General features: G+C 45.0%; 22 protein-coding genes. 10 read left to right on the plus strand and 12 right to left on the minus strand.

Translation table 11 applies throughout. The features are described 5' to 3' along the window. Positions 1-38 precede the first annotated feature (38 nt). Together bioB and ADP71_RS03835 are read left to right on the plus strand one after the other, a co-directional pair. The gene (bioB, locus tag ADP71_RS03830; protein ID WP_104931539.1) at positions 39-1037 is read left to right on the plus strand and encodes a biotin synthase BioB; all 999 of its coding nucleotides are present in this window, start codon (positions 39-41) and stop codon (positions 1035-1037) included. A 49-nt stretch (positions 1038-1086) separates the two neighbouring features. After that, a complete protein-coding gene (locus tag ADP71_RS03835; RefSeq protein ID WP_019958394.1) occupies positions 1087-1413 on the plus strand; it encodes a DMT family transporter in 327 nt (108 codons plus the stop codon). A 65-nt stretch (positions 1414-1478) separates the two neighbouring features. Here ADP71_RS03835 and ADP71_RS03840 read toward each other — a convergent pair whose 3' ends face one another. The 7 genes from ADP71_RS03840 to dapA form a co-directional block, all read right to left on the minus strand. Further along, positions 1479-1961 (minus strand): copper resistance protein NlpE N-terminal domain-containing protein, encoded by a 483-nt coding sequence (locus ADP71_RS03840; protein WP_171460902.1) that lies wholly within the window; start codon positions 1959-1961, stop codon positions 1479-1481. A gap of 133 nt (positions 1962-2094) precedes the next feature. Beyond that, positions 2095-2478 carry a RidA family protein gene (locus ADP71_RS03845; RefSeq protein WP_104931541.1) on the minus strand — a complete coding sequence of 128 codons (384 nt, stop codon included), beginning with the start codon at positions 2476-2478 and terminating at the stop codon, positions 2095-2097. 21 nt (positions 2479-2499) lie between these two features. Continuing rightward, on the minus strand, positions 2500-3669 hold the full coding sequence (gene hemW, locus ADP71_RS03850; RefSeq protein WP_104931542.1) for a radical SAM family heme chaperone HemW: 1170 nt from the start codon (positions 3667-3669) through the stop codon (positions 2500-2502). Further along, positions 3662-4306, minus strand: a complete 645-nt coding sequence (gene rdgB / locus ADP71_RS03855) for an RdgB/HAM1 family non-canonical purine NTP pyrophosphatase (protein ID WP_019958398.1) — start codon at positions 4304-4306, stop codon at positions 3662-3664. The genes hemW and rdgB overlap by 8 nt, the downstream gene beginning before the upstream one ends. Next, positions 4290-4538 (minus strand): NGO_0222 family membrane protein, encoded by a 249-nt coding sequence (locus ADP71_RS03860; protein WP_019958399.1) that lies wholly within the window; start codon positions 4536-4538, stop codon positions 4290-4292. Before ADP71_RS03860 ends, rdgB begins: the two co-directional genes overlap by 17 nt. Before the next feature lie 49 nt (positions 4539-4587). Then, on the minus strand, positions 4588-5703 hold the full coding sequence (bamC, locus tag ADP71_RS03865; protein ID WP_019958400.1) for an outer membrane protein assembly factor BamC: 1116 nt from the start codon (positions 5701-5703) through the stop codon (positions 4588-4590). A 19-nt stretch (positions 5704-5722) separates the two neighbouring features. Next, complete coding sequence (gene dapA / locus ADP71_RS03870; protein ID WP_104931543.1) at positions 5723-6598, minus strand: 4-hydroxy-tetrahydrodipicolinate synthase; 876 nt, start codon at positions 6596-6598, stop codon at positions 5723-5725. A gap of 276 nt (positions 6599-6874) precedes the next feature. Between dapA and ADP71_RS03875 the strand changes: the two genes are divergently transcribed. Both ADP71_RS03875 and ADP71_RS03880 read left to right on the plus strand, forming a co-directional pair. Further along, a complete protein-coding gene (locus ADP71_RS03875; RefSeq protein ID WP_019958402.1) occupies positions 6875-8503 on the plus strand; it encodes an ABC-F family ATPase in 1629 nt (542 codons plus the stop codon). A gap of 62 nt (positions 8504-8565) precedes the next feature. Next, the gene (locus ADP71_RS03880) at positions 8566-9372 is read left to right on the plus strand and encodes a siderophore-interacting protein (RefSeq protein ID WP_104931544.1); all 807 of its coding nucleotides are present in this window, start codon (positions 8566-8568) and stop codon (positions 9370-9372) included. 75 nt (positions 9373-9447) lie between these two features. Here ADP71_RS03880 and ADP71_RS03885 read toward each other — a convergent pair whose 3' ends face one another. Beyond that, the gene (locus ADP71_RS03885; protein WP_216604034.1) at positions 9448-10092 is read right to left on the minus strand and encodes a ParA family protein; all 645 of its coding nucleotides are present in this window, start codon (positions 10090-10092) and stop codon (positions 9448-9450) included. A gap of 271 nt (positions 10093-10363) precedes the next feature. On the opposite strand from ADP71_RS03885, the gene ADP71_RS03890 reads away from it, so the two are divergent. Genes ADP71_RS03890 through ADP71_RS03900 form a run of 3 tightly spaced genes read left to right on the plus strand, consistent with a single transcriptional unit; the run spans position 10364 to position 12198 of the window. Further along, complete coding sequence (locus tag ADP71_RS03890) at positions 10364-10933, plus strand: mechanosensitive ion channel family protein (protein ID WP_019958405.1); 570 nt, start codon at positions 10364-10366, stop codon at positions 10931-10933. 34 nt (positions 10934-10967) lie between these two features. Beyond that, positions 10968-11936, plus strand: a complete 969-nt coding sequence (speB, locus tag ADP71_RS03895) for an agmatinase (protein WP_019958406.1) — start codon at positions 10968-10970, stop codon at positions 11934-11936. A gap of 25 nt (positions 11937-11961) precedes the next feature. Then, complete coding sequence (locus ADP71_RS03900) at positions 11962-12198, plus strand: hypothetical protein (protein WP_019958407.1); 237 nt, start codon at positions 11962-11964, stop codon at positions 12196-12198. On the opposite strand, the gene ADP71_RS03905 is transcribed toward ADP71_RS03900, so the two are convergent. The 3 genes from ADP71_RS03905 to ADP71_RS03915 all read right to left on the minus strand — a co-directional run bounded on the left by ADP71_RS03905 (position 12185) and on the right by ADP71_RS03915 (position 15225). Continuing rightward, positions 12185-12976: a TatD family hydrolase gene (locus ADP71_RS03905; RefSeq protein ID WP_158667106.1), complete on the minus strand. Its 792-nt coding sequence runs from the start codon at positions 12974-12976 to the stop codon at positions 12185-12187. The two genes, ADP71_RS03900 and ADP71_RS03905, sit on opposite strands and share 14 nt — an antisense overlap. Before the next feature lie 4 nt (positions 12977-12980). Next, positions 12981-13406: a ProQ/FINO family protein gene (locus tag ADP71_RS03910; protein ID WP_019958409.1), complete on the minus strand. Its 426-nt coding sequence runs from the start codon at positions 13404-13406 to the stop codon at positions 12981-12983. 160 nt (positions 13407-13566) lie between these two features. Further along, positions 13567-15225, minus strand: a complete 1659-nt coding sequence (locus tag ADP71_RS03915) for a hypothetical protein (RefSeq protein ID WP_171460903.1) — start codon at positions 15223-15225, stop codon at positions 13567-13569. A 180-nt stretch (positions 15226-15405) separates the two neighbouring features. Between ADP71_RS03915 and ADP71_RS03920 the strand changes: the two genes are divergently transcribed. The 3 genes from ADP71_RS03920 (at position 15406) to dapC (ending at position 18069) form a co-directional block, all read left to right on the plus strand. Then, on the plus strand, positions 15406-16026 hold the full coding sequence (locus ADP71_RS03920; protein WP_019958412.1) for a flavin prenyltransferase UbiX: 621 nt from the start codon (positions 15406-15408) through the stop codon (positions 16024-16026). A gap of 315 nt (positions 16027-16341) precedes the next feature. Further along, on the plus strand, positions 16342-16872 hold the full coding sequence (locus ADP71_RS03925) for a hypothetical protein (protein ID WP_019958413.1): 531 nt from the start codon (positions 16342-16344) through the stop codon (positions 16870-16872). 6 nt (positions 16873-16878) lie between these two features. Beyond that, the gene (gene dapC, locus ADP71_RS03930) at positions 16879-18069 is read left to right on the plus strand and encodes a succinyldiaminopimelate transaminase (RefSeq protein ID WP_171460904.1); all 1191 of its coding nucleotides are present in this window, start codon (positions 16879-16881) and stop codon (positions 18067-18069) included. On the opposite strand, the gene ADP71_RS03935 is transcribed toward dapC, so the two are convergent. Next, positions 18044-18931: a LysR family transcriptional regulator gene (locus ADP71_RS03935; RefSeq protein ID WP_171460905.1), complete on the minus strand. Its 888-nt coding sequence runs from the start codon at positions 18929-18931 to the stop codon at positions 18044-18046. The genes dapC and ADP71_RS03935 overlap by 26 nt on opposite strands. Positions 18932-19216 lie beyond the last annotated feature (285 nt).

The following is a 19216-nucleotide window of genomic DNA, read 5'->3' on the forward strand; positions in this document are numbered from 1 at the left end:
CTTGGACTTATTTTGAATGAACAGAGGAAGTGTGGTCAATGCAGTCTGAAGTGAAATTACATTTGCAGTCTCCAGCTCATTTTCATGCCCGTGCGCAATATTGGCGGGTGTGTGAAGTGGAATCATTGTATGACTTGCCGTTCATGGATTTGGTGTTTCGTGCCGCGCAAGTGCATCGTGAACATTTCAATCCCAATGAAATTCAATTGTCCAGTTTGTTATCCATCAAAACTGGGGGTTGCCCTGAGGACTGTGCTTATTGCCCTCAGTCTGCACATCACGATACTGGCTTAGAAAAACAAGCTTTTTTGCCTGTGGATGATGTGGTGGCCAAAGCCAAAATTGCCAAAGAACGCGGTGCAAGCCGTTTTTGTATGGGCGCAGCGTGGCGCGGACCACACCAACGAGACATGTCGCGATTGACCGAGATGATTGCAGCGGTCAAAGCTTTGGGTTTGGAAACATGTGGGACGTTTGGGTTGCTCAAAGAAGATATGGCGGCGCAGTTACAAGCCGCAGGTTTGGATTATTACAACCACAATTTGGACACCGCGCCAGATAAATATGCTGATATTATTTCCACTCGCCAATACGAAGACCGTTTGGATACCTTAGGGCAAGTCAGACATTCGGGTATGAAAGTGTGTTGTGGTGGGATTATTGGTATGCAAGAAATGCGCAAAGACCGTGCGGGCTTGTTAGCCAGTTTGGCCAATTTAGAGCCGCAGCCTGAATCGGTACCGATTAATCAATTGGTCAAAGTCGAAGGCGTGCCATTGGCGGACGCTGACGATTTGGATTGGACCGAATTTGTGCGCACCATTGCTGTGGCACGCATCATCATGCCAACAAGTTATGTGCGTTTGTCGGCAGGTCGCAGTGGCATGTCAGAATCCACACAAGCTTTGTGTTTTATGGCGGGCGCCAATTCTATTTTTTATGGCGATGTATTGTTGACCACAGAAAATCCTGCGGACGATGTGGACAGAATATTGATGGACAAATTGGATTTGCAGCCACAAACCAGAACTGAGTGATGTTGGCAGCAAACAAGATAATCTGTAAACGCAAATCATGGAGCAAACAATGGCATGGGTATTATTGACAGTGGCAATCATCGCTGAAGTGATTGCGACTTCGGCTTTGAAAGCCTCCAATGGCTTTAGCAATTTGTGGCCATCGATTTTGGCGGTTGTTGGCTATTGTGTGTCGTTTTACTTTTTGTCTTTGACGATGAAAACCTTGCCTACAGGTGTGATTTATGCCATTTGGTCGGGCATGGGCATTGTCTTGATTTCAGCGGTGGCGTGGGTTTTTTTCAAACAACGCTTGGATTTACCTGCTTTGCTGGGCATGGGCTTGATTTTGGCGGGCGTCATTGTCATTCAATTGTTTTCTAAAGCAGGACATTGATTTTATCTTGCTAAAGCCATCAAAAAGCGTCCTGTAAACGTTTACAGGACGCTTTTTGATGGTGCTTAATAGGCTTTGATTTGTGCAATGCGATAACTTCGCTCATTCGACAATGGCGCACCTGTTTGTCGGTTGCGAGCTTCGGCATAGCCTTCACCAATGAAAAAAATGCGTTGCGCCGCTTGAGCATCAAGGCGAATGAGTGAAGGTTGTCTGGCATCGAATTCAAAGCGTCCTGTAAATTGTTGTTGGTGATGAATTCGATTTTCGGTGAGATGTTGTTCTTGTAAATGATAGGTTTTGTCAGGGCGCAGTTCCAAATCAATGCGGATGGAATCACACTCAGGACAAGGAATGTGACCGACATATAAACCTGCCCAATCCAAGCTGTTTTCTGCGGTGTCACCTGTCATGGAATAGGCAAGGTGTTCACGCATGTGGTCGTGGTCTTGGTGGCGGGCGTGATTGGCGGCGATTTGGGCATGGGTGCGGTATTGGCAGGCGGCTAAAAAGAAGCTGCAAGCCAGTGCAAAAGACAAGGTTTTCATGGCTTCTTCTCACAAAGATAAGCATTCATTTAAACCCAAATCATAGTCAAAAGTTCGATGGTTTGCAGCTGCTTATAAAAAAGTGTCCTGTAAAGTTTACAGGACGCTTATTGTATGCAAAATCAATGGCTGATTATTCTAAAACCAAAATCGCTTCCGCTTCAACCAACACGCCTTTAGGCAAGCTAGACACGCCAACAGCGGCACGAGCTGGATAAGGTTGGTTCATGTATTTGGCCATGGTTTCGTTGAAAGTGGCAAAGTTAGACAAGTCGGTCAAGTAAGCATTCACTTTCACCACTTGGTCAAACGTGCCGCCAGCCGCTTCAATGACTGCTGCCAAGTTTTTGAACACTTGTTCGGTTTGTTCTGCAAAGCCGCCTTCAACCACTTCACCGGTTGCTGGAACCAAAGGGATTTGACCTGAAATCCAAACAGTGTTGCCAGCGCGAACGGCTTGAGAATAAGCACCGATGGCTGCAGGGGCATTTTCAGTGTGAATGATTTGTTTGCTCATGTTCATTCCTTTAAAAAGGGATTATAAAAATAACTGCAATAAGTCGTTTAAAAAGCGCTGCCCCAATGGCGTTGCTTGCAAACGTGTAGGGTTGGCTTCTAGCAAGCCTTGTTCGGTGGCTTGCTTGAGGGCATGGGCGATTGTACCAAAGTTTAAGCCTGTGCGTTCGGTGTACAAATGACTGGGTACACCTTGTTGTAAGCGCAAAGCATTCATCATAAACTCAAACGGCAAAGCGGCTTTGTCGATTGCGTCACGTTTGGTTGTAGAACCGTCTTTGATGCCATTGAAATAATCTTTGGGATGGCGCACACGCACAGTGCGCTCAATGCGGTCGTGGTAAGAAATCTTGCCATGTGCACCTGCGCCAATGCCGATGTAGTCGCCAAACTGCCAATAATTGACATTGTGGCGTGCCATTTTACCATCGCGCTGAAACGCTGATGTTTCATAACGTGTAAACCCATGTTCAAACAAAGCACCATGCACCGCTTCTTCAATGTCAATCAAATGATCGTCATCAGGCATGTTCGCAGGCGGCGTATGGCCAAAAGCGGTGTTAGGCTCTAGTGTCAATTGGTAGGCGGAAATGTGTGGCGCACCCAAAGCCATTGCCGTATTCACATCGTTTAAAGCTTGGGCTATGCTTTGATTGGGCAAGGCATACATCAAATCAATATTGATGCGTTCAAACAGTTTCAAAGCGGCTTCGATGGCAGTCTTGGCTTGTTTGTCATCGTGAATGCGCCCTAGGATTTTTAAATGTTCAGGGTGAAAACTTTGCACGCCCAAAGACAAACGATTGATGCCAGCATCGGCAAAACCTGCAAAACGTTCTTGTTCAAACGTGCCTGGATTGGCTTCCATCGTGATTTCAGCCGTTGGCAACACTTTGATACGCGCGCGCACGCCTGCTAGCAAACGGTCAATAGAAGCGGCCTGAAACACGCTTGGTGTGCCACCACCGATGAAAATCGTTTCTACTGAACGACCCCAAACGTAAGGCAATTCTTGTTCTAAGTCTTGCAACAAAGCATCGACATACGCATCTTCTGGTAAAGCGGCACCTGAAAACTGGTGTGAATTGAAATCACAATACGGACATTTTTGTACGCACCAAGGTGTGTGTATGTACAAAGACAAAGGCGGCAGGGCTTTCAGGCCGCTGCCTAAAGGGTGAAACTCAATCATTGAAAAACGCTTTTTCTGGAACATCCAAACCGTGGAAATGGTATAACTCATCCATTTTTTGCATCAAAGCCAACATCGCACGACCACGATGGCTGATGCGATTTTTCAAAGTAGTCGATACTTCTGCGGCAGTTTGTTTGTATTCGGTGACTAAAAAATGAGGGTCGTAGCCAAAGCCATTTTCGCCTTGGGCTTCTTCTTGCCAACAGCCTTCCCACACGCCATCAACAATAATCGGTTGTGGGTCTTCAGGTGAGCGCACCAACACCAACACGCAAGCATACCAAACGTTTTTGTTGCTGTGTTCGCGCAAAGCTTCAGACAGTTTGGCATTGTTATCCAAATCGCTTTTGTGTTCGCCTGCATAGCGGGCTGAAAACACGCCCGGTGCACCATTCAAAGCGGCAGCACAAATGCCTGAATCATCCGCTAAAGCTGGGCGTCCTGTAAGCGCACTGGCATGGCGGGCTTTGGCCAACGCATTTTCCACAAACGTATGGTATGGTTCAGGGCAATCGGGCACATCAAATTGGCTTTGTGGCAATACGGTGATGCCATAAGGTTCAAAAAAAGCTTTGAACTCACGCAATTTGCCGGCATTGTTGCTGGCCAAAACGATTTCATTGTGATTGAGCATTTTGATTTTCCTTTTGCTTGCGTGCCATCGCTTGCAATTGCTTGTGGCGCACAAATAACATGAAACTGCCGATTTGACACAACATGGCGATGAAGGCGGCAATAAAACACACCATTGCCATGCGTTGGCCATCGTGCGTCCACAAATAAGCCGCTGTCACCATCAACAGTGCAAATAAAATGGTGAACAATAAAACGGCCAATAAAGCGCGTCTAAGTGGATTGATTTTCATAAAGTTAAAAAAGGCAGCATGACGCTGCCTTGTATTTCTGGGTTAAGAATTAACGCAATTCCGTTTGCAAACGGCTCAAAATTTGGCTCAAATCGCTGCCTTGATACGGTGAGCCTTGACGGTCTAAGACTACTAAGCGATCACCACCTTCAATGGCAGTTAATTTGACAACCAAGTTTTCACGTGCAGGTGCTGCTGCTTTGGCTTTGCTGCCAAACATGCGTTTGAGCATGCCAGGTTTTTCAGTGCTGACGGCTTCGCTTTCGGCTGAAGTCGGTTGCACAATATAAATGCGTTGTGATGGTTCAATGTCACGAACGGTTAAACCGACACGATCTAAAGCCAAGCCAATGCGGCGCCAATTGCGTTCAGCATCGCCACGCACAATCAAGCTTTTACCCTCGATGCGTGCAAACTCTTGAATGGGATTGGTTTGAGTTTGTTCTAATTGCTGTTTGATTTGGGCTTCATTTTGACCAAAACGGTGCATGAAGCGACCTAAAAATGCCGCTTCCAAATTCACATCGCTGTTGCGAGGCTGCCATACCGTGTTGTCTTTGTTACGGCTGTTATAAACTTCTTCCATGCCTTTGTGAACAAATGCCACACGGATGCCCTTGTCAGTGCGCTCCATGCGAGAAATGAATTTGTCACGCTCAGAAGTTGAATAAATGCTACCCAAGCCGACTTTTTCTAACAAGAAGCGGAAACCATCATTGGGCAGCTTGGCACGGTTTTCAGCCCAATCGGTTTCCATAAAGCCAATGGCAGGCTCTTCGTTGCCGATGGTGAAGCCCATTTCTTGCCAGAAAACTTTCAGTTGAGGCCAGATTTCTTGAGCATTGACGCCATCCATCACCAACCAGCGTTGAGCACCATCGCTGACCATATGGACATTGGCCACTTGTGCCAAAATGCGTGAGTCAGCTTGAGTGGTTTGGCCTTGGCTGCGATTTAAGTCGCTGGCACGAACTGCACCAGAACCGGTTGGAATGACATAGCGGTCACCTTGATTGGGATTGGTTAAATCAGGTGGCACATCTAAGCGAACTTGGTTTGCTTTGACGGTCGATTCATATTTTAATGTGTCTTTGTTGCTATTTGAGCAAGCCGTTAAACTCAATAATACAGTCGCTGCGACAGTCAGTTGTATGGTTTTTTTCATCTATGCCTCTAAATTGGGATTAAATTAAACCAGCTTCTTGCATGGCCGCACGTACTTTCTCTTCGCCTACCGTGGTCATTGGCAAGATAGGCAAACGCACATGAGATTCAATAATGTTCAATTGAGCCATCGCCCATTTGGCAGGTGCAGGGCTGGCTTCGCAGAACATGTCCACATGCAATGATTGCAATGGATTGTTCAATTGACGTGCTTTGATGACATCGCCTTCTAAAGCGGCTTGGCACATATCGCTGAACTCACGCGGTGCAACATTGGCACAGACGCTGATGATGCCATCGCCACCACACAATAAAAATGCTAAGGCGCTAGAATCATCGCCTGAGTACAAAGCAAAGCCTTCAGGTGCACGTTTGATCAAATCACAAGCACGGCCAATATCGCCTGAAGCTTCTTTGACACCCACGATATTGTCAATTTCTGCCAAACGTAAAATGGTGTCATTGCTCATATCTACTACTGTGCGTCCTGGAACATTATAAATGATCATAGGAATGGCAGCCGCTTGTGCAATGGCTTTGAAATGTTGGTAAATGCCTTCTTGTGAAGGTTTGTTGTAATAAGGAACCACTGACAAAGTGTAATCTGCACCCAAACGTTCACATTCTTTAGACAAATGAATCGCTTCTGCAGTGTTGTTGGCGCCTGCACCAGCAATGATAGGGATGCGTTTATTGGCGTGCTTGACTGCGCATTCTACCACAGCCAAATGCTCTTCCATGCTCAATGTGGCAGTTTCACCAGTGGTGCCTACTGGGACGATGGCTTGAGTACCATTGTCAATGTGCCAATCAATCAAGGTTTTAAAACGTTCAAAATCCACTGCACCATCTGCATGCATCGGGGTAACGATGGCAACAATACTGCCTTTAATCATGTTGTAAGCCTTATAACAACCAAATAATGGGGTTAGAAACAATCGAATTGATAAAATAAATGTGGGCAATTGTAGCGTATTTTTGAATCTTGCCACACATTCAAAGCATTATTAATGGTTTAAGTTAAGTTAAAAAACACAAGAACTTTGCTTAAACAGTTGATTTATTTTATCTAAGAAGCATACGTCAAAACACCTATATACCGCAATATTCAGATATAACGTGGTAAAATACGCCGTTATATTGATTAACCGTTTTTTGAAGGACACTCTCACGTGATCAGCACGAATAATTTGACCATGCAGTTTGGCGCTAAGCCCTTGTTTGAAAATGTATCGGTGAAGTTTGGCGAAGGCAATCGCTATGGTCTTATCGGTGCCAATGGCTCTGGTAAGTCTACTTTTATGAAAATCTTGGGTGGCGATTTAGAGGCGACCGGCGGTGAGGTGGCCATTGAAAACGGTGCTCGTTTGGGTAAATTGCGCCAAGATCAGTTTGCTTATGAAGACATGCGCGTGTTGGATGTGGTGATGATGGGTCACACTGAAATGTGGGCTGCCATGACCGAGCGCGATGCCATTTATGCCAATATGGAAGCGACCGAAGACGATTACATGCACGCGGCTGAGTTAGAGGGCAAGTTTGCCGAATACGATGGCTATACCGCAGAAGCGCGTGCGGGTGCATTGCTTTCAGGTGTGGGCATTGAAGAAGCATTGCACAATACAACCATGAGCGAAGTGGCTCCTGGCTTTAAATTGCGTGTGTTGTTGGCGCAAGCTTTGTTTTCTAAGCCTGATGTATTGTTGTTGGATGAGCCGACCAATAACTTGGACATCAACACCATTCGTTGGTTGGAAGATGTATTGAACCAATACGAATCGACCATGATTATTATTTCGCATGACCGCCACTTTTTGAACGAAGTGTGTACACACACTGCGGACGTCGATTATGGCACAGTGACGGTTTACCCAGGTAATTACGACGAATACATGTTGGCAAGTGCCCAATCTCGGGAACGCGCGATGAAAGACAATGCCAAAGCCAAAGAAAAATTGCAAGAATTGCAAGAGTTTGTGGCGCGTTTTTCAGCCAACAAATCCAAAGCCCGTCAAGCGACTTCTCGTTTGAAACAAGCAGATAAGATTAAAGATGAAATGGTCGAAGTGAAACCTTCTACCCGTCAAAATCCATTTATCCGCTTTGAAGTAGACGAAAAAGCCAAGCTACACCGCCATGCCGTAGAGCTAGATGGCGTGAGCAAGGCATTTGATAAAACCTTGTTTAACAAAGTCAACTTTATTATGGAAGCGGGCGAGCGTTTGGCGATTATCGGCCCTAACGGTGCGGGTAAATCGACTTTGCTCAAATTGTTGGCAGGTGCGTTTGATGAAGAATATGCAGATGGTGTGACACCTGATGCAGGTATCATTAAATGGGCGGAAAAAGCCAATATCGGTTACTACCCACAAGACCATGAAAAAGACTTTGATACCAATGATGACTTGACTTCGTGGATGCGTGAATGGGGTTTAGAAGGCGATGACGAACAAGTGATTCGTGGTACTTTAGGTCGCTTGCTGTTTGGTAGCAATGATGTGACCAAAAACGTGCGCGTGTTGTCAGGTGGTGAAAAAGGTCGCATGTTGTATGGCAAATTGATTTTGCAAAAACCCAATGTCTTAATCATGGATGAGCCGACCAACCACATGGACATGGAAAGCATCGAGTCTTTGAACATGGCTTTGGAAAAATTCCCAGGCACGTTGATTTTTGTATCGCATGACCGTCAATTTGTGAGCTCTTTGGCGACACAAATTTTGGAATTAGACGGTGAAGGTGGTCACGATTACTTCATGGGTGATTACGAAACCTATTTGTCTAAAAAAGGCATCGTGTAAGTTTTGCCCAAAGCGTCCTGTAACATGTTTACAGGACGCTTTTTAAGAAAGCTGAGGTGAGAATGATTAGCACTAAAAATAAGCCGCAACGCATCCGTTACGATATCAAAATTCGCCGTTTGCAAGTGGCTAAAATTGAAGATTTAAGCCAAAGTCTGCGTGCCATTACCTTTACTGGTGAGGCTTTGGACACGTTTCAAAGCGATGGCTTTGATGACCATATCAAAGTATTTTTTCCCAATGCCGATGGTCAATTGGTATTGCCACAAATTGGTGAGCGTGGCGTGGCGTATCCTGAGGGCGTGGAAAAACCTGCGGTGCGTGAATACACGCCGACCGGCATTGATTTGGTCGGTCAAACTTTGCGTTTAGAGTTTGCCATACATGATGCAGGTCCTGCGACCACATGGGCGAAAAATGTGCAGTTAGGACAAGAAATCGCCATTGCAGGTCCTCGTGGTGCTTTGGTTTTGTCAATGGAAGTGAATCATTATGTGTTGGTAGGCGATGAAACAGCGTTGCCTGCGATTCGCCGCCGCTTGAGCGAGTTGCCACAAGGCAGTACTGCGTATGTATTTGCTGAAATCAACAGCGAAGCAGACGAAGTGCCTTTGCCAAGTGCGGCTGATGTGAAAGTCGTGTGGGCGTATCGTCGTGGTGCTGCGGCGACCAGTGCGCACTTTTTGTTAGAGCAAGTTCAGCAAGCGACTTTGCCAACGGATGATGTGCAAGTATGGATTGGCTGTGAGCGTGAGCAAGTGCGTGCTTTGCGTGAGTGGTTTTGGAACAATGGTTGGGACAAAGACGATGTCAAACATGCCAGCTATTGGAACAAAGGCACGGCGGCTTATCATGAGCCGCATGATTGATACCATCGAATGACTTCGATGATAAGCGTCCTGTCAATCTTACAGGACGCTTTTTTGTGGCCCAAACAAGAGACATCAAGCGTCCTGTAACAATTTATTCAATAAAGGTTGCCATTGCGCTTGAATGTCGGTGTATTGTTTTTGTGGCTTATCGAATAAGGCCAAGCCTTGTTGCGCCAATTGGTCGTAACAGCTGCGTTCTAAAATCAAAGCGGCAGGTATTTGCTCGATTTGTTGGAAAAAGGCTTTGATTTGCTCGGCACTGTGGGTATTGGGGCGCAAACGGTTGCCCAACAATAAAATCTGCACTTTGCCTTTGCGAATGCGCTTGATGTCTTTCAAATGTTTTAAAAAGCGTTTGGTGCTGTCGATGTCAAAGACAGACGGTTGCAAAGGTGTGACAATGGCATGGCTTTCACTGATTAATTGTTCGGCATGCTCGCCTGATAAAGCACCGGGCGCATCGACTATCAAATAATCCAAATTTTCAGGCGCATGACCAATAGATTTTTCATTGCGCCAATCCACCGCCACAATTTTAGCCGCGCTTTCAGGACGGTATTTGAGCCATTGCAAAGACGATTTTTGAGGATCGGCATCGGCAATTCCGATGCGCAAGCCTTGTTGAGCGAAAGCCGAGGCTAAGGTAATGGCGGTCATGGTTTTGCCACAGCCACCTTTTAAATTTGCTACCAAAATCGTTTTCATGCGCAAACTCATGTTTTTGTCATTAATAAAGCAAGAGTAGCATTGATTGAAGCTGTCAAGCCAGTGGGCTGTCTGTTTTCTTGCAAGGGGATGTGACATCTTTTGGATTTGTCGTAGCCAAGAATGTGTTCAAAACAGCGTCATCAGACGGTCATTGATTTCATGACAAATGTGTCGAGTCGATTGATGGCGAATGCCAATATTGGGATTTAATTTGTTTAAGGCTTGAAAAAGCAGTTGCCATTAGTCTCAGCTTTGCTATGATGCGCCGCAAGGAGCGAGTATGGAAATATTAAAACAACAATTTCCCATGTGGGTGCAAGATGGGTTATTGGTATTAGAGGTGGCCATCATTGTATTGCTTGCATGGTTGCTGCGTCGTGGTTTTCGCAAGGTCGCTGACCGTTTGGTCAAGCGTCATGATATGCCCATTGATATTTTAGTACCTTTGAAAACCATCGCAGGTTGGGTAATTTTTGTCGTTGCGTTGCTGATGATATTAGAGCGTTTGGGCGTTTCTGGACAAGTGTTGTGGACGGCCATTACAGGTTTTACCGCGGTAGCGGCGGTGGCGTTTTTTGCGGCATGGAGCGTGTTGTCCAATACATTTTGCGCCTTTTTGATTTTCACCACCCAACCTTTTCGCATTGGTGACGAATTGGAAATTTTAGATGCTTCTGACAAAATCGGCATACATGGGCGGGTGATTTCGATTCATTTGCTTTATACTGTTTTGCAAGAAATGGGGCGTGAAGATGGGCGTTATACTTTGATTCAAGTGCCTAATAGCGCCTTTTTTCAAAAAACAATTCGTCGTTGGAAAAGCGGCAATGACATGGATCCCAGCATTTGACTGGGATGTTCAGGAACACTGAGAAGGACAGATGATGTCAGAAAAAATTTATGGTGATGCGGCGTTTCGCCGTCAAGGTTTGTTTGGTTCCGCCACGGAGATGACTTACAGTGGCGCTTTGAGCTTTATGCGTCGCAATTATTCACGTGATTTGACCGATGTGGATGTGGTGGTGTCGGGCGTGCCTTTGGATTTGGCCACGACATTTCGCTCTGGTGCACGTTTGGGTCCTGCGGCAATTCGTGCTGCCAGTGTGCAATTGGCTGAATTGTTATTATTTCCGTGGGGTTTTGATCCGTTTGATGATTTGGCGGTGATTGATTATGGCGATTGTTTTTTCGATGCGCACAATCCTTGGACGATTCATGATTCTATCGTAGAACATGCACGCGGTATTATTCAGAACAGCAACGCCAAAATGTTGACTTTCGGTGGCGATCATTACATCACATATCCATTATTGAAAGCACATGCTGAAAAATATGGCAAACCTTTGTCATTGTTGCATTTTGATGCCCATTGCGATACTTGGCCTGATCCTGATGCGGATTCATTGAACCATGGTACCATGTTTTACAAAGCGATTCAGGACGGTTTAATCGATCCGAAAACTTCCGCACAAGTGGGCATACGCACATGGAACAGCGATTTTATGGGCATGAATATGTTGTTTGCACCATGGGTGAATGAAAACGGCATCGACAAAACTGTGGAGCGCATTTACGAAGTGGTGGGCGATAATCCGGTTTACATTACGTTTGACATTGACTGTTTGGATCCCGCTTTCGCACCAGGCACAGGCACGCCAGTAGCGGGCGGTTTGAACAGCCATACGGCTTTGGGGATTTTGCGCAAATTGGAAAACCTAAATATTGTCGGTGCCGATGTGGTGGAGGTATCTCCCGCGTATGACCAAAGCGAAATTACTGCGATTGCAGCGGCACACGTTGCGGCGGATTTGTTGTGTGTGATGCGCAATCGAAAAGTGGCAGGCAAACTGTAATGGCGGCTGATTAAGCACAAGTGATATGGCCAAAAAGAAGCGTCCTGTAAACTTACAGGACGCTTCTTTAAAATGGACTTATTGTGAAACCAAAATTGGCGGCGGCGCATCAATGGCATGGCTGCGCATCACTTTGCGCTCGCTGGCATTGTATTTGTTTGGACCAGAAGGACTGTTTTTAGAGCTGCATGCGGTCAAAGCCAAAGCACAAACAAGTAATCCAAATAAGGTTTTCATGGTGGTATCTTTCAAAAAGATGTAAGAGGTCGTCTTGCTAAAACTGCGTGCACGTTCTGACTGCTATTTTGGGCGATGGTTTGCCAAGAAACTTGATAGAAGTCTGCCAAAATTTGAGCCACTAGCAAGGTATTTGCAGGTTCATTATATTCTTTAGACATATTTTGAAATGGCATATAAGGGGCATCGGTTTCAACAACATAATCTTGCGAATTTAAATGGGGTAACAATTGGTAAATTTTTTTGGCATTGGGCTTGAGTAAGACTGAGCCAAGCCCCAATTTGAACCCCAATTGCAACCAAGGTCTGGCTTGTTGTATGTTACCTGAATAAGCATGTAAGAAACCACCCTGTTGAAAACCTATTTTTTTGATGCTGTGCAACATAATATCCAGTGATGCACGATGATGGAGAATGACAGGGCGTTGGTATGTTTGCGCCAAGTACAATTGCGCTTCAAAAAAGTCAATTTGCTGTTGTTTGTGGGCGTCAGATAAATGTTTGTTGCCAAAATCCAAACCAATTTCACCGACCAATGCTTGTGGCTGCGTGAGTAAGATGGATTCTAGATTTTGGAGGGTAATGTGTAAGTCTGCTTCGGCTATAAAAAATGGATGGACGCCAAAAGCAGGTGTGACACATGCATAGCGCTCACACAATTGTAGCTGTTTGTCAAAATCGGCAAGATGGCTACATGGGACAATAAAATGATGTACAGCAGACGCAAAAGCTGCCTGAATGATTTCAGGCAGCTTTTGCCATAAAGGCGTATCTAATAAATGACAGTGGCTGTCTATTAACACATCTTTATGCTTGGATGATGTCATCTTGCACAACTTCAACAGAAGCTGTGAGTGTTTCAGCCGTAGCAACATCCTCAGCAGGCTTGGTGCTTTGCATGCAAGGGTGGCTTTGAGCAATTTTTTGCTCTTCAGCAGTCACTTCACCTTTGAAACGACTATTTAAGTCAAAGCGTTTACCACCACGGGCTAAAGCTTTGATATAGCGTGGGCGACGGCAATGGTTAGCCAATACACGAGCAATCAAAGTCGCATCAAACTGTGGTAAAGCCGCGATCAAGTCTTGATCGATGCCGACAGCCAATGGCTTAAATTTTTTGAATACATCGTATTTTTCATAGATATGAATACCAATCATATCTGTTTGTTTCTTTTTGCTCATTGTTTGCACAGCTGCTTTTAATGCTGCGCCAATGCTTGTTTCGTTTTGCATGTTTGCTTCAGTCCTTACCGCATCAAGACAATGACGGCCTGATTATAGATTTAAGCAGTGCCGTCTGAATTCAATGACTGCATCTTAACCGATTTTAACGGCATGAGCAAAAAAACTCGCTTGCTCTTGCTGTTTGAATCCATTAATGACAGCGTTAATATTAATTGGATTTTTTGTTGCTATTGCTTTTTGATGTTGTTTTGTTTGTATTTTTTGTCTGTGTTTTAGCGTTATTGGTTTTAGCAGTTTTGTTATTGTCTGCTGATTTGGTATTGTTGTTTTTATTGTTTTGTACTGCGTTTTTTTTGTTGGTGTTGGCTTTTTGGTTATCTTCTTTAACATTTTTAGCATTGTTTTTAGTGGCAGCATTGGTACGGCTGTTCTTTTGGGTAGTAACTTTTTTGTTATCAACAGGCTTTTTAGTGGCTTTGCTGGCATTGGCCTTATTGGTTGTTGATTTATTAACTGTTGTTTTTGGGTTGGTAGTCACTTTTTTATTTTGTGCTTTGTTAGAAGTTGCTTTGTTGCTGGTTGCTTTATTGTTCGTGGTTTTGCTAGTGGTTGTTTTTTTGCTTGCAACTGTTTTGCTGGTTGCTTTTTTGCTTACTGCTGTTTTGTTGGTGTCTTTGTTATTGGTCGTGGCTTTTTGAGCAGATTGTTGGCTGCGAGTGGCTTTTTTGTTGTCTACAATGGCTTTGCTGCTGTTGGATTTGGTACTTGATTTTTTCGTTGTGTTGGCAGCGGTTTGTGTAGTGGCTTTTTTAGCAGTGTTTGTGTTGGTTGTTGTGCGTTTGGCAGTGCTGCTGGTTGTGGTGCTATTTGTACGTGTTGCAGAGGTGTTCGCTGCGGTTGTGGTGCGAGTAGGTGTGTTGCTGGCTATGGCAACACGGTTGTTGCTTATATTGGTAGTTACTGTGCGAGTAGGGGTCGCTGGTACGGCTGAACGATGGTTGTTGTTCAACTGTTGGGTGTTGTTTGAGCTGCTCAATGCTTTGGCTGCCAACGGTGCTGCAACCATGGCAGCAGTCAATGGCGCGACAATATTCATATCATCTTGCGTTAATTCGGTATTGTTATTCCAATTGCTTGGTGTTGCGCTACTGTGTTGAGCTGCTGCGATGCTTGGATGAGATGGCGTTTGAGTAGGCGTGTTGATAGCAGCCACTTGTGGTGTGTTCACGACACGAGGTGCCGTCACTGTTGTGGTTTGTACATTGGCATTGTTGCGTGTGTCTACCCAAGCGTTATTGGTACCATCTTGCGTTCGTGCGACGAAATTAATATTATTATTAGCAGGGCGAGCCGCTGCCATTTGGGTGCTGGCTGTTTTAGACGGTGGAACAATTTGCGCCACAGTCGAGGTTTTGCCTTGACCACATTTACTTGGCAATTGTTGCCATGCACGCGACAATAAATTGCCATTGCCATACAGTTTGATTTCACTGCTAGAACCTCTGCCAATCACATCCATGGTGATGCCTTCGGTTTGTGTGAATGGATTAATCAAGCCTACGCTGTGATTGTTGTCGGTATAGACTTTGTGATTGATGAATTCTGCTGGCAATTTGAATTCTGTCGCCAATTTTTGGCGCAAACAACTGGAAGTGTCTGCGACGCTGTGATTGGACTGGGTCGTGCTGTGGGGATTTTCGACACGGCTCGGCATGGTTTTGTGATTCATCGCATTGACGCCACCGATTCGAGTGCTTTCATTCGTATTGGATTGAAGCGTTGAGTTCGTTGACATGGGCGTGGGTACGGCGGTACAAGCAGACAAACATGCCAACACTGCGCTGACCAACAGACGACGTACGAACATAAGCACTTCCTGAGTTAAGAATGAAAAAACACTTCATTGTAACCAATTTGTGATTAAAGGTTCACCTGTTTAATGAAAAATAAATGCAAATATTGATTAAAAATTGACCCATCTCACGATAAGTTTGGGTGCAGGACGCTTATTCGGTACAATTAAGGTTTTACAGGACGCTTAAAATTGATGATGCTCTCTACCCCGATTCAAACTGTCACTTTGGGTTTAACTGGCGCTTCCGGCATGCCATATGGCATTCGTTTATTAGAATGTTTGCTGCGTTATGGTAAAACTGTGTGGTTGGTGTATTCGCAAGCTGCACAAATTGTGGCACAACAAGAAATGGGTTTGCAATTGCCATCATCACCGTCTGCATGTGAAAAAATGTTGCATGAGCGCTATGGTGTGGATGCGTCTCGTTTGCGGGTGTTCGGTCAAAATCAATGGTCAGCGCCACCTGCTTCGGGTACGCATGTTGCCGATGCGATGGTGGTATGTCCTGCTACGATGGGGATGGTCGCAGCCATCGCTTATGGCACTTCAGACCACTTGCTTGAGCGCGCGGCTGATGTGTGCATTAAAGAGGGACGTCCGTTGATCATTGTGCCGCGAGAAGCCCCATTTTCGGCGCTACATTTGGAAAATCTATTGAAATTGGCTCGTTTGGGCGTCTGTGTGTTGCCGCCATCTCCCGGTTTCTACCAGCACCCGAAAACCATTGAAGACATTATTGACTTTGTGGTGGCTCGTATTTTGGATCAATTGCGCATTGAGCATGATTTGCTGCCACGTTGGGGTGAGGAATAAGTGGAGGGCTTGCGGCAATTATTAGAGTTGCTGTGGCGTTTTGTGTCATGGATTATGTGGCTATTGGAAAAGTTGGCAGGTTAGATTTGACAACATTCAATCATATGGGTTAGTGTAATAAACATGAATACTTTGATGTCTGTGAATGTTTCTTTTGCTTACTATTGGTACCGCTCAAATACAGCGGCGCTTCGTGGTGCATGACAGATTCACATTCAAACACGATAAAAACAGCCGCTCACATTGAGGCGGCTTTTTTTATATCCACAGTGAACGCCTCAATCAAGCAAATCTCAAAAGCAAGGAAGGCGTATCATGAATACCGTAGCAATGTTAAAACTTACCCATACTCAAGTTGAACCTGTGCAAACCATTTGCTTGGTGGTCGATGGCAACAGCCATGCCACCCAATTGCTCAATCCTGCGGTACCTGAACATGGCTTGCTGGTCAGCGAAGCTTTGTTACCATTGATTCGCACGGTGGCGATGATGATGGCAAGTTTGCGCTTGGACTTTACAGGCCGCATGCAAGAGCATATTACGGATGAAGCCGATTGGTTTGCAGCGCGTTTATTGGTTTTGGGTGTCAAACAATTTCATTTGGATGTGTCTTTATTGCCGATGCTGCAAACGGCCAATGCCCGAGCGCAGGCATTTGCTGAAATTCATGGTCTGCCTTTTCAGGCCGCTGGCATGAAAATGAGTTTGCATGCAGGTCGTGCCAACAATGTTTTGTTGATGGACTTGCCTGCCGATACTTTGGCACAAAATATGGGTTTGCTTGCAAATAGTTTGGCGTTGAAACACAAAATTTCGTTACAATCGCATTTTTGTCATTTTTTGTAAGCCACTATGAACCCATTCATGCAGCAATTGAATCCATACCCTTTTGCGCGCTTGCGTGCATTGATGCGCGATGTGCAAGTTTCTGAGCATTTGAACCCTATCATGTTGCAAATTGGTGAGCCCAAGCACGCCACACCACAAGTGATACAGGACGCTTTGGTGCAAAATTTGGATGGTTTGTCTAAATATCCAGCCAGCAAAGGCATCGATGCGTTGCGTGAATCATGCAGTGCTTGGCTCAAGCGTCGTTATGATATTTTGGTAGATGCCAACACGCAGATTTTGCCAGTTAATGGCAGTCGTGAGGCTTTGTTTTCATTTGTGCAAGTGGTTTTGGATGCGCAAAGTGTTGAGAAACCTGTGGTCATCAGTCCCAATCCGTTTTATCAAATCTATGAAGGCGCCACTTTTCTAGCAGGCGGTGAAGTGGAGTATGTCAATTGTGAGGCGCCTAATTTCATGCCCGATTGGAAAACGATTGATACCGCGACATGGCAGCGCACGCAATTGGTATTTGTGTGCAGTCCTGGCAATCCATCGGGCGCGGTGATGCAATTGGAAGATTGGCAAGAATTGTTTGCCTTGCAAGACCAATATGGTTTTGTGATTGCTTCGGATGAATGTTATTCCGAGATTTATTTTGGCGACAATGCGCCTTTGGGCAGTTTACAGGCCGCTTCGATGTTGGGTCGTTCTTGGGATGATTTGGTGATGTTCACCAGTTTGTCTAAGCGTTCTAATGTGCCTGGTTTGCGTTCGGGCTTTGTGGCGGGCGATGCCAAATGGATGGCGGCATTCTTGGAATACCGTACTTATCACGGCAGCGCGATGGGCATTTCTGTGCAACACGCAAGCATTGCTGCTTGGAACGATGAAAAACACGTTGAAGAAAACCGTGCTTTGTACCAACAAAAATTTGAGCAAGTGGTGGCTTTGTTACAGGACGCTTATGAAGTCAGCATTCCTGATGCTTCGTTTTATATCTGGTTAAAAGTACCTGATGGCGACGATGCTCGTTTTGCCCAACGCTTGTGGGCAGAACAAGCCGTACAAGTTCTACCAGGACATTTGTTGGCACGAGATACGGTTCATGGCAATCCTGGTGCAGGTTATATCCGCATTGCTTTGGTCGCCAATGTGGATGAATGCGTAGAGGCAGCCAAACGTTTGCTTACATTTGCTCAATCCTTTGCGTGACTTTGGCCAAAGTGTGTTTCCAAGCTTCAATAATGGGATCTTGTTCTAAATCTATGGCATAGATAAAAGACAACATTTCAGTCAATTGAATTTCAGGCAAGCGCACAATCGCATCACGTTGAGCATGAACATCTAAATAATGACTCGGTAGCAATGCCACACCGTGACCTGCTTCAACCAAGTTTAATAAAGCGTACATATCATCGCATTGTAAGGCGGTAGTGGGAGTGACTTTCCATTGCCGCCAAATTTTTTGGGTAAAGCGGGTGAGGGCAGAGAATGCAGACAAGCTAATCCATGGCAATTGTTGCATGGCTTTTTGGTTATTTTCAAAATGCCCCAACCATTTTTGAGCCATGACGACTTCAAATTTGAGTGGCATGATGTCGACGGTGTGCACATTGCGATAAGGATTATCCCCTACAAAAAAACCACCCGTTAATTCTCTTTGTTTGACTTGATTCAAGATAATTCCGCTCAAACCCAAGCTGAAGCTTTGGTGAATGTGTGGAAATTCGGTTTGCAATATCCCCACACATTCGGTCAAAAAAGGAACGGGTAACATTTGAATGATGCCGACTTTGGATTGCAGATGAAAATCATTTTTGATGCTTTGGGCAAAAGAATCTAGATGGTGCATTTGTTGTAACATGGTTTCGGCTCTAGGCAATAAAACTTTGCCTGCGCTGGTCAAACTCATGCCTTGGGCATTGCGATCGAAAAGCTGTACGTCTAAATTTTTTTCCAATGCCTTGATTTGGGCTGAAACAGCAGGTTGAGACAAATGCAAGGTTTCAGCTGCTTTCGTCAAATTTTGTTGGTGTGCGACAGCCACAAAGCTTTTGAGTTGATTTAAATCCACAGCTTATTTCCCCTTACAGTGGTCAATGCTTCATTATGGATAAGTTTTATGATTTTTAACAAGAATTTTTTGTTTGTAAGTCTGATTTTTTGCGTTAGCACAAAAGAAATTAAAAAGATTTGGGGATTTTGAAAAAAATACCTCAGTGATTATTTGTATTAAATGATTGAAAATAAACACTTATTGCGATGCATCATAATTTCAACAAATCCAAGCCATCCAAAAAAAAAATTATGCGCCATGTAAATCGGGCTTTACATTTCTCACTGTGCGAAACCAACCACG

The sequence above is a fragment of the Vitreoscilla sp. C1 genome (assembly GCF_002951955.2).
In the GTDB taxonomy this organism is placed as follows: Bacteria; Pseudomonadota; Gammaproteobacteria; order Burkholderiales; family Neisseriaceae; genus Vitreoscilla; species Vitreoscilla stercoraria.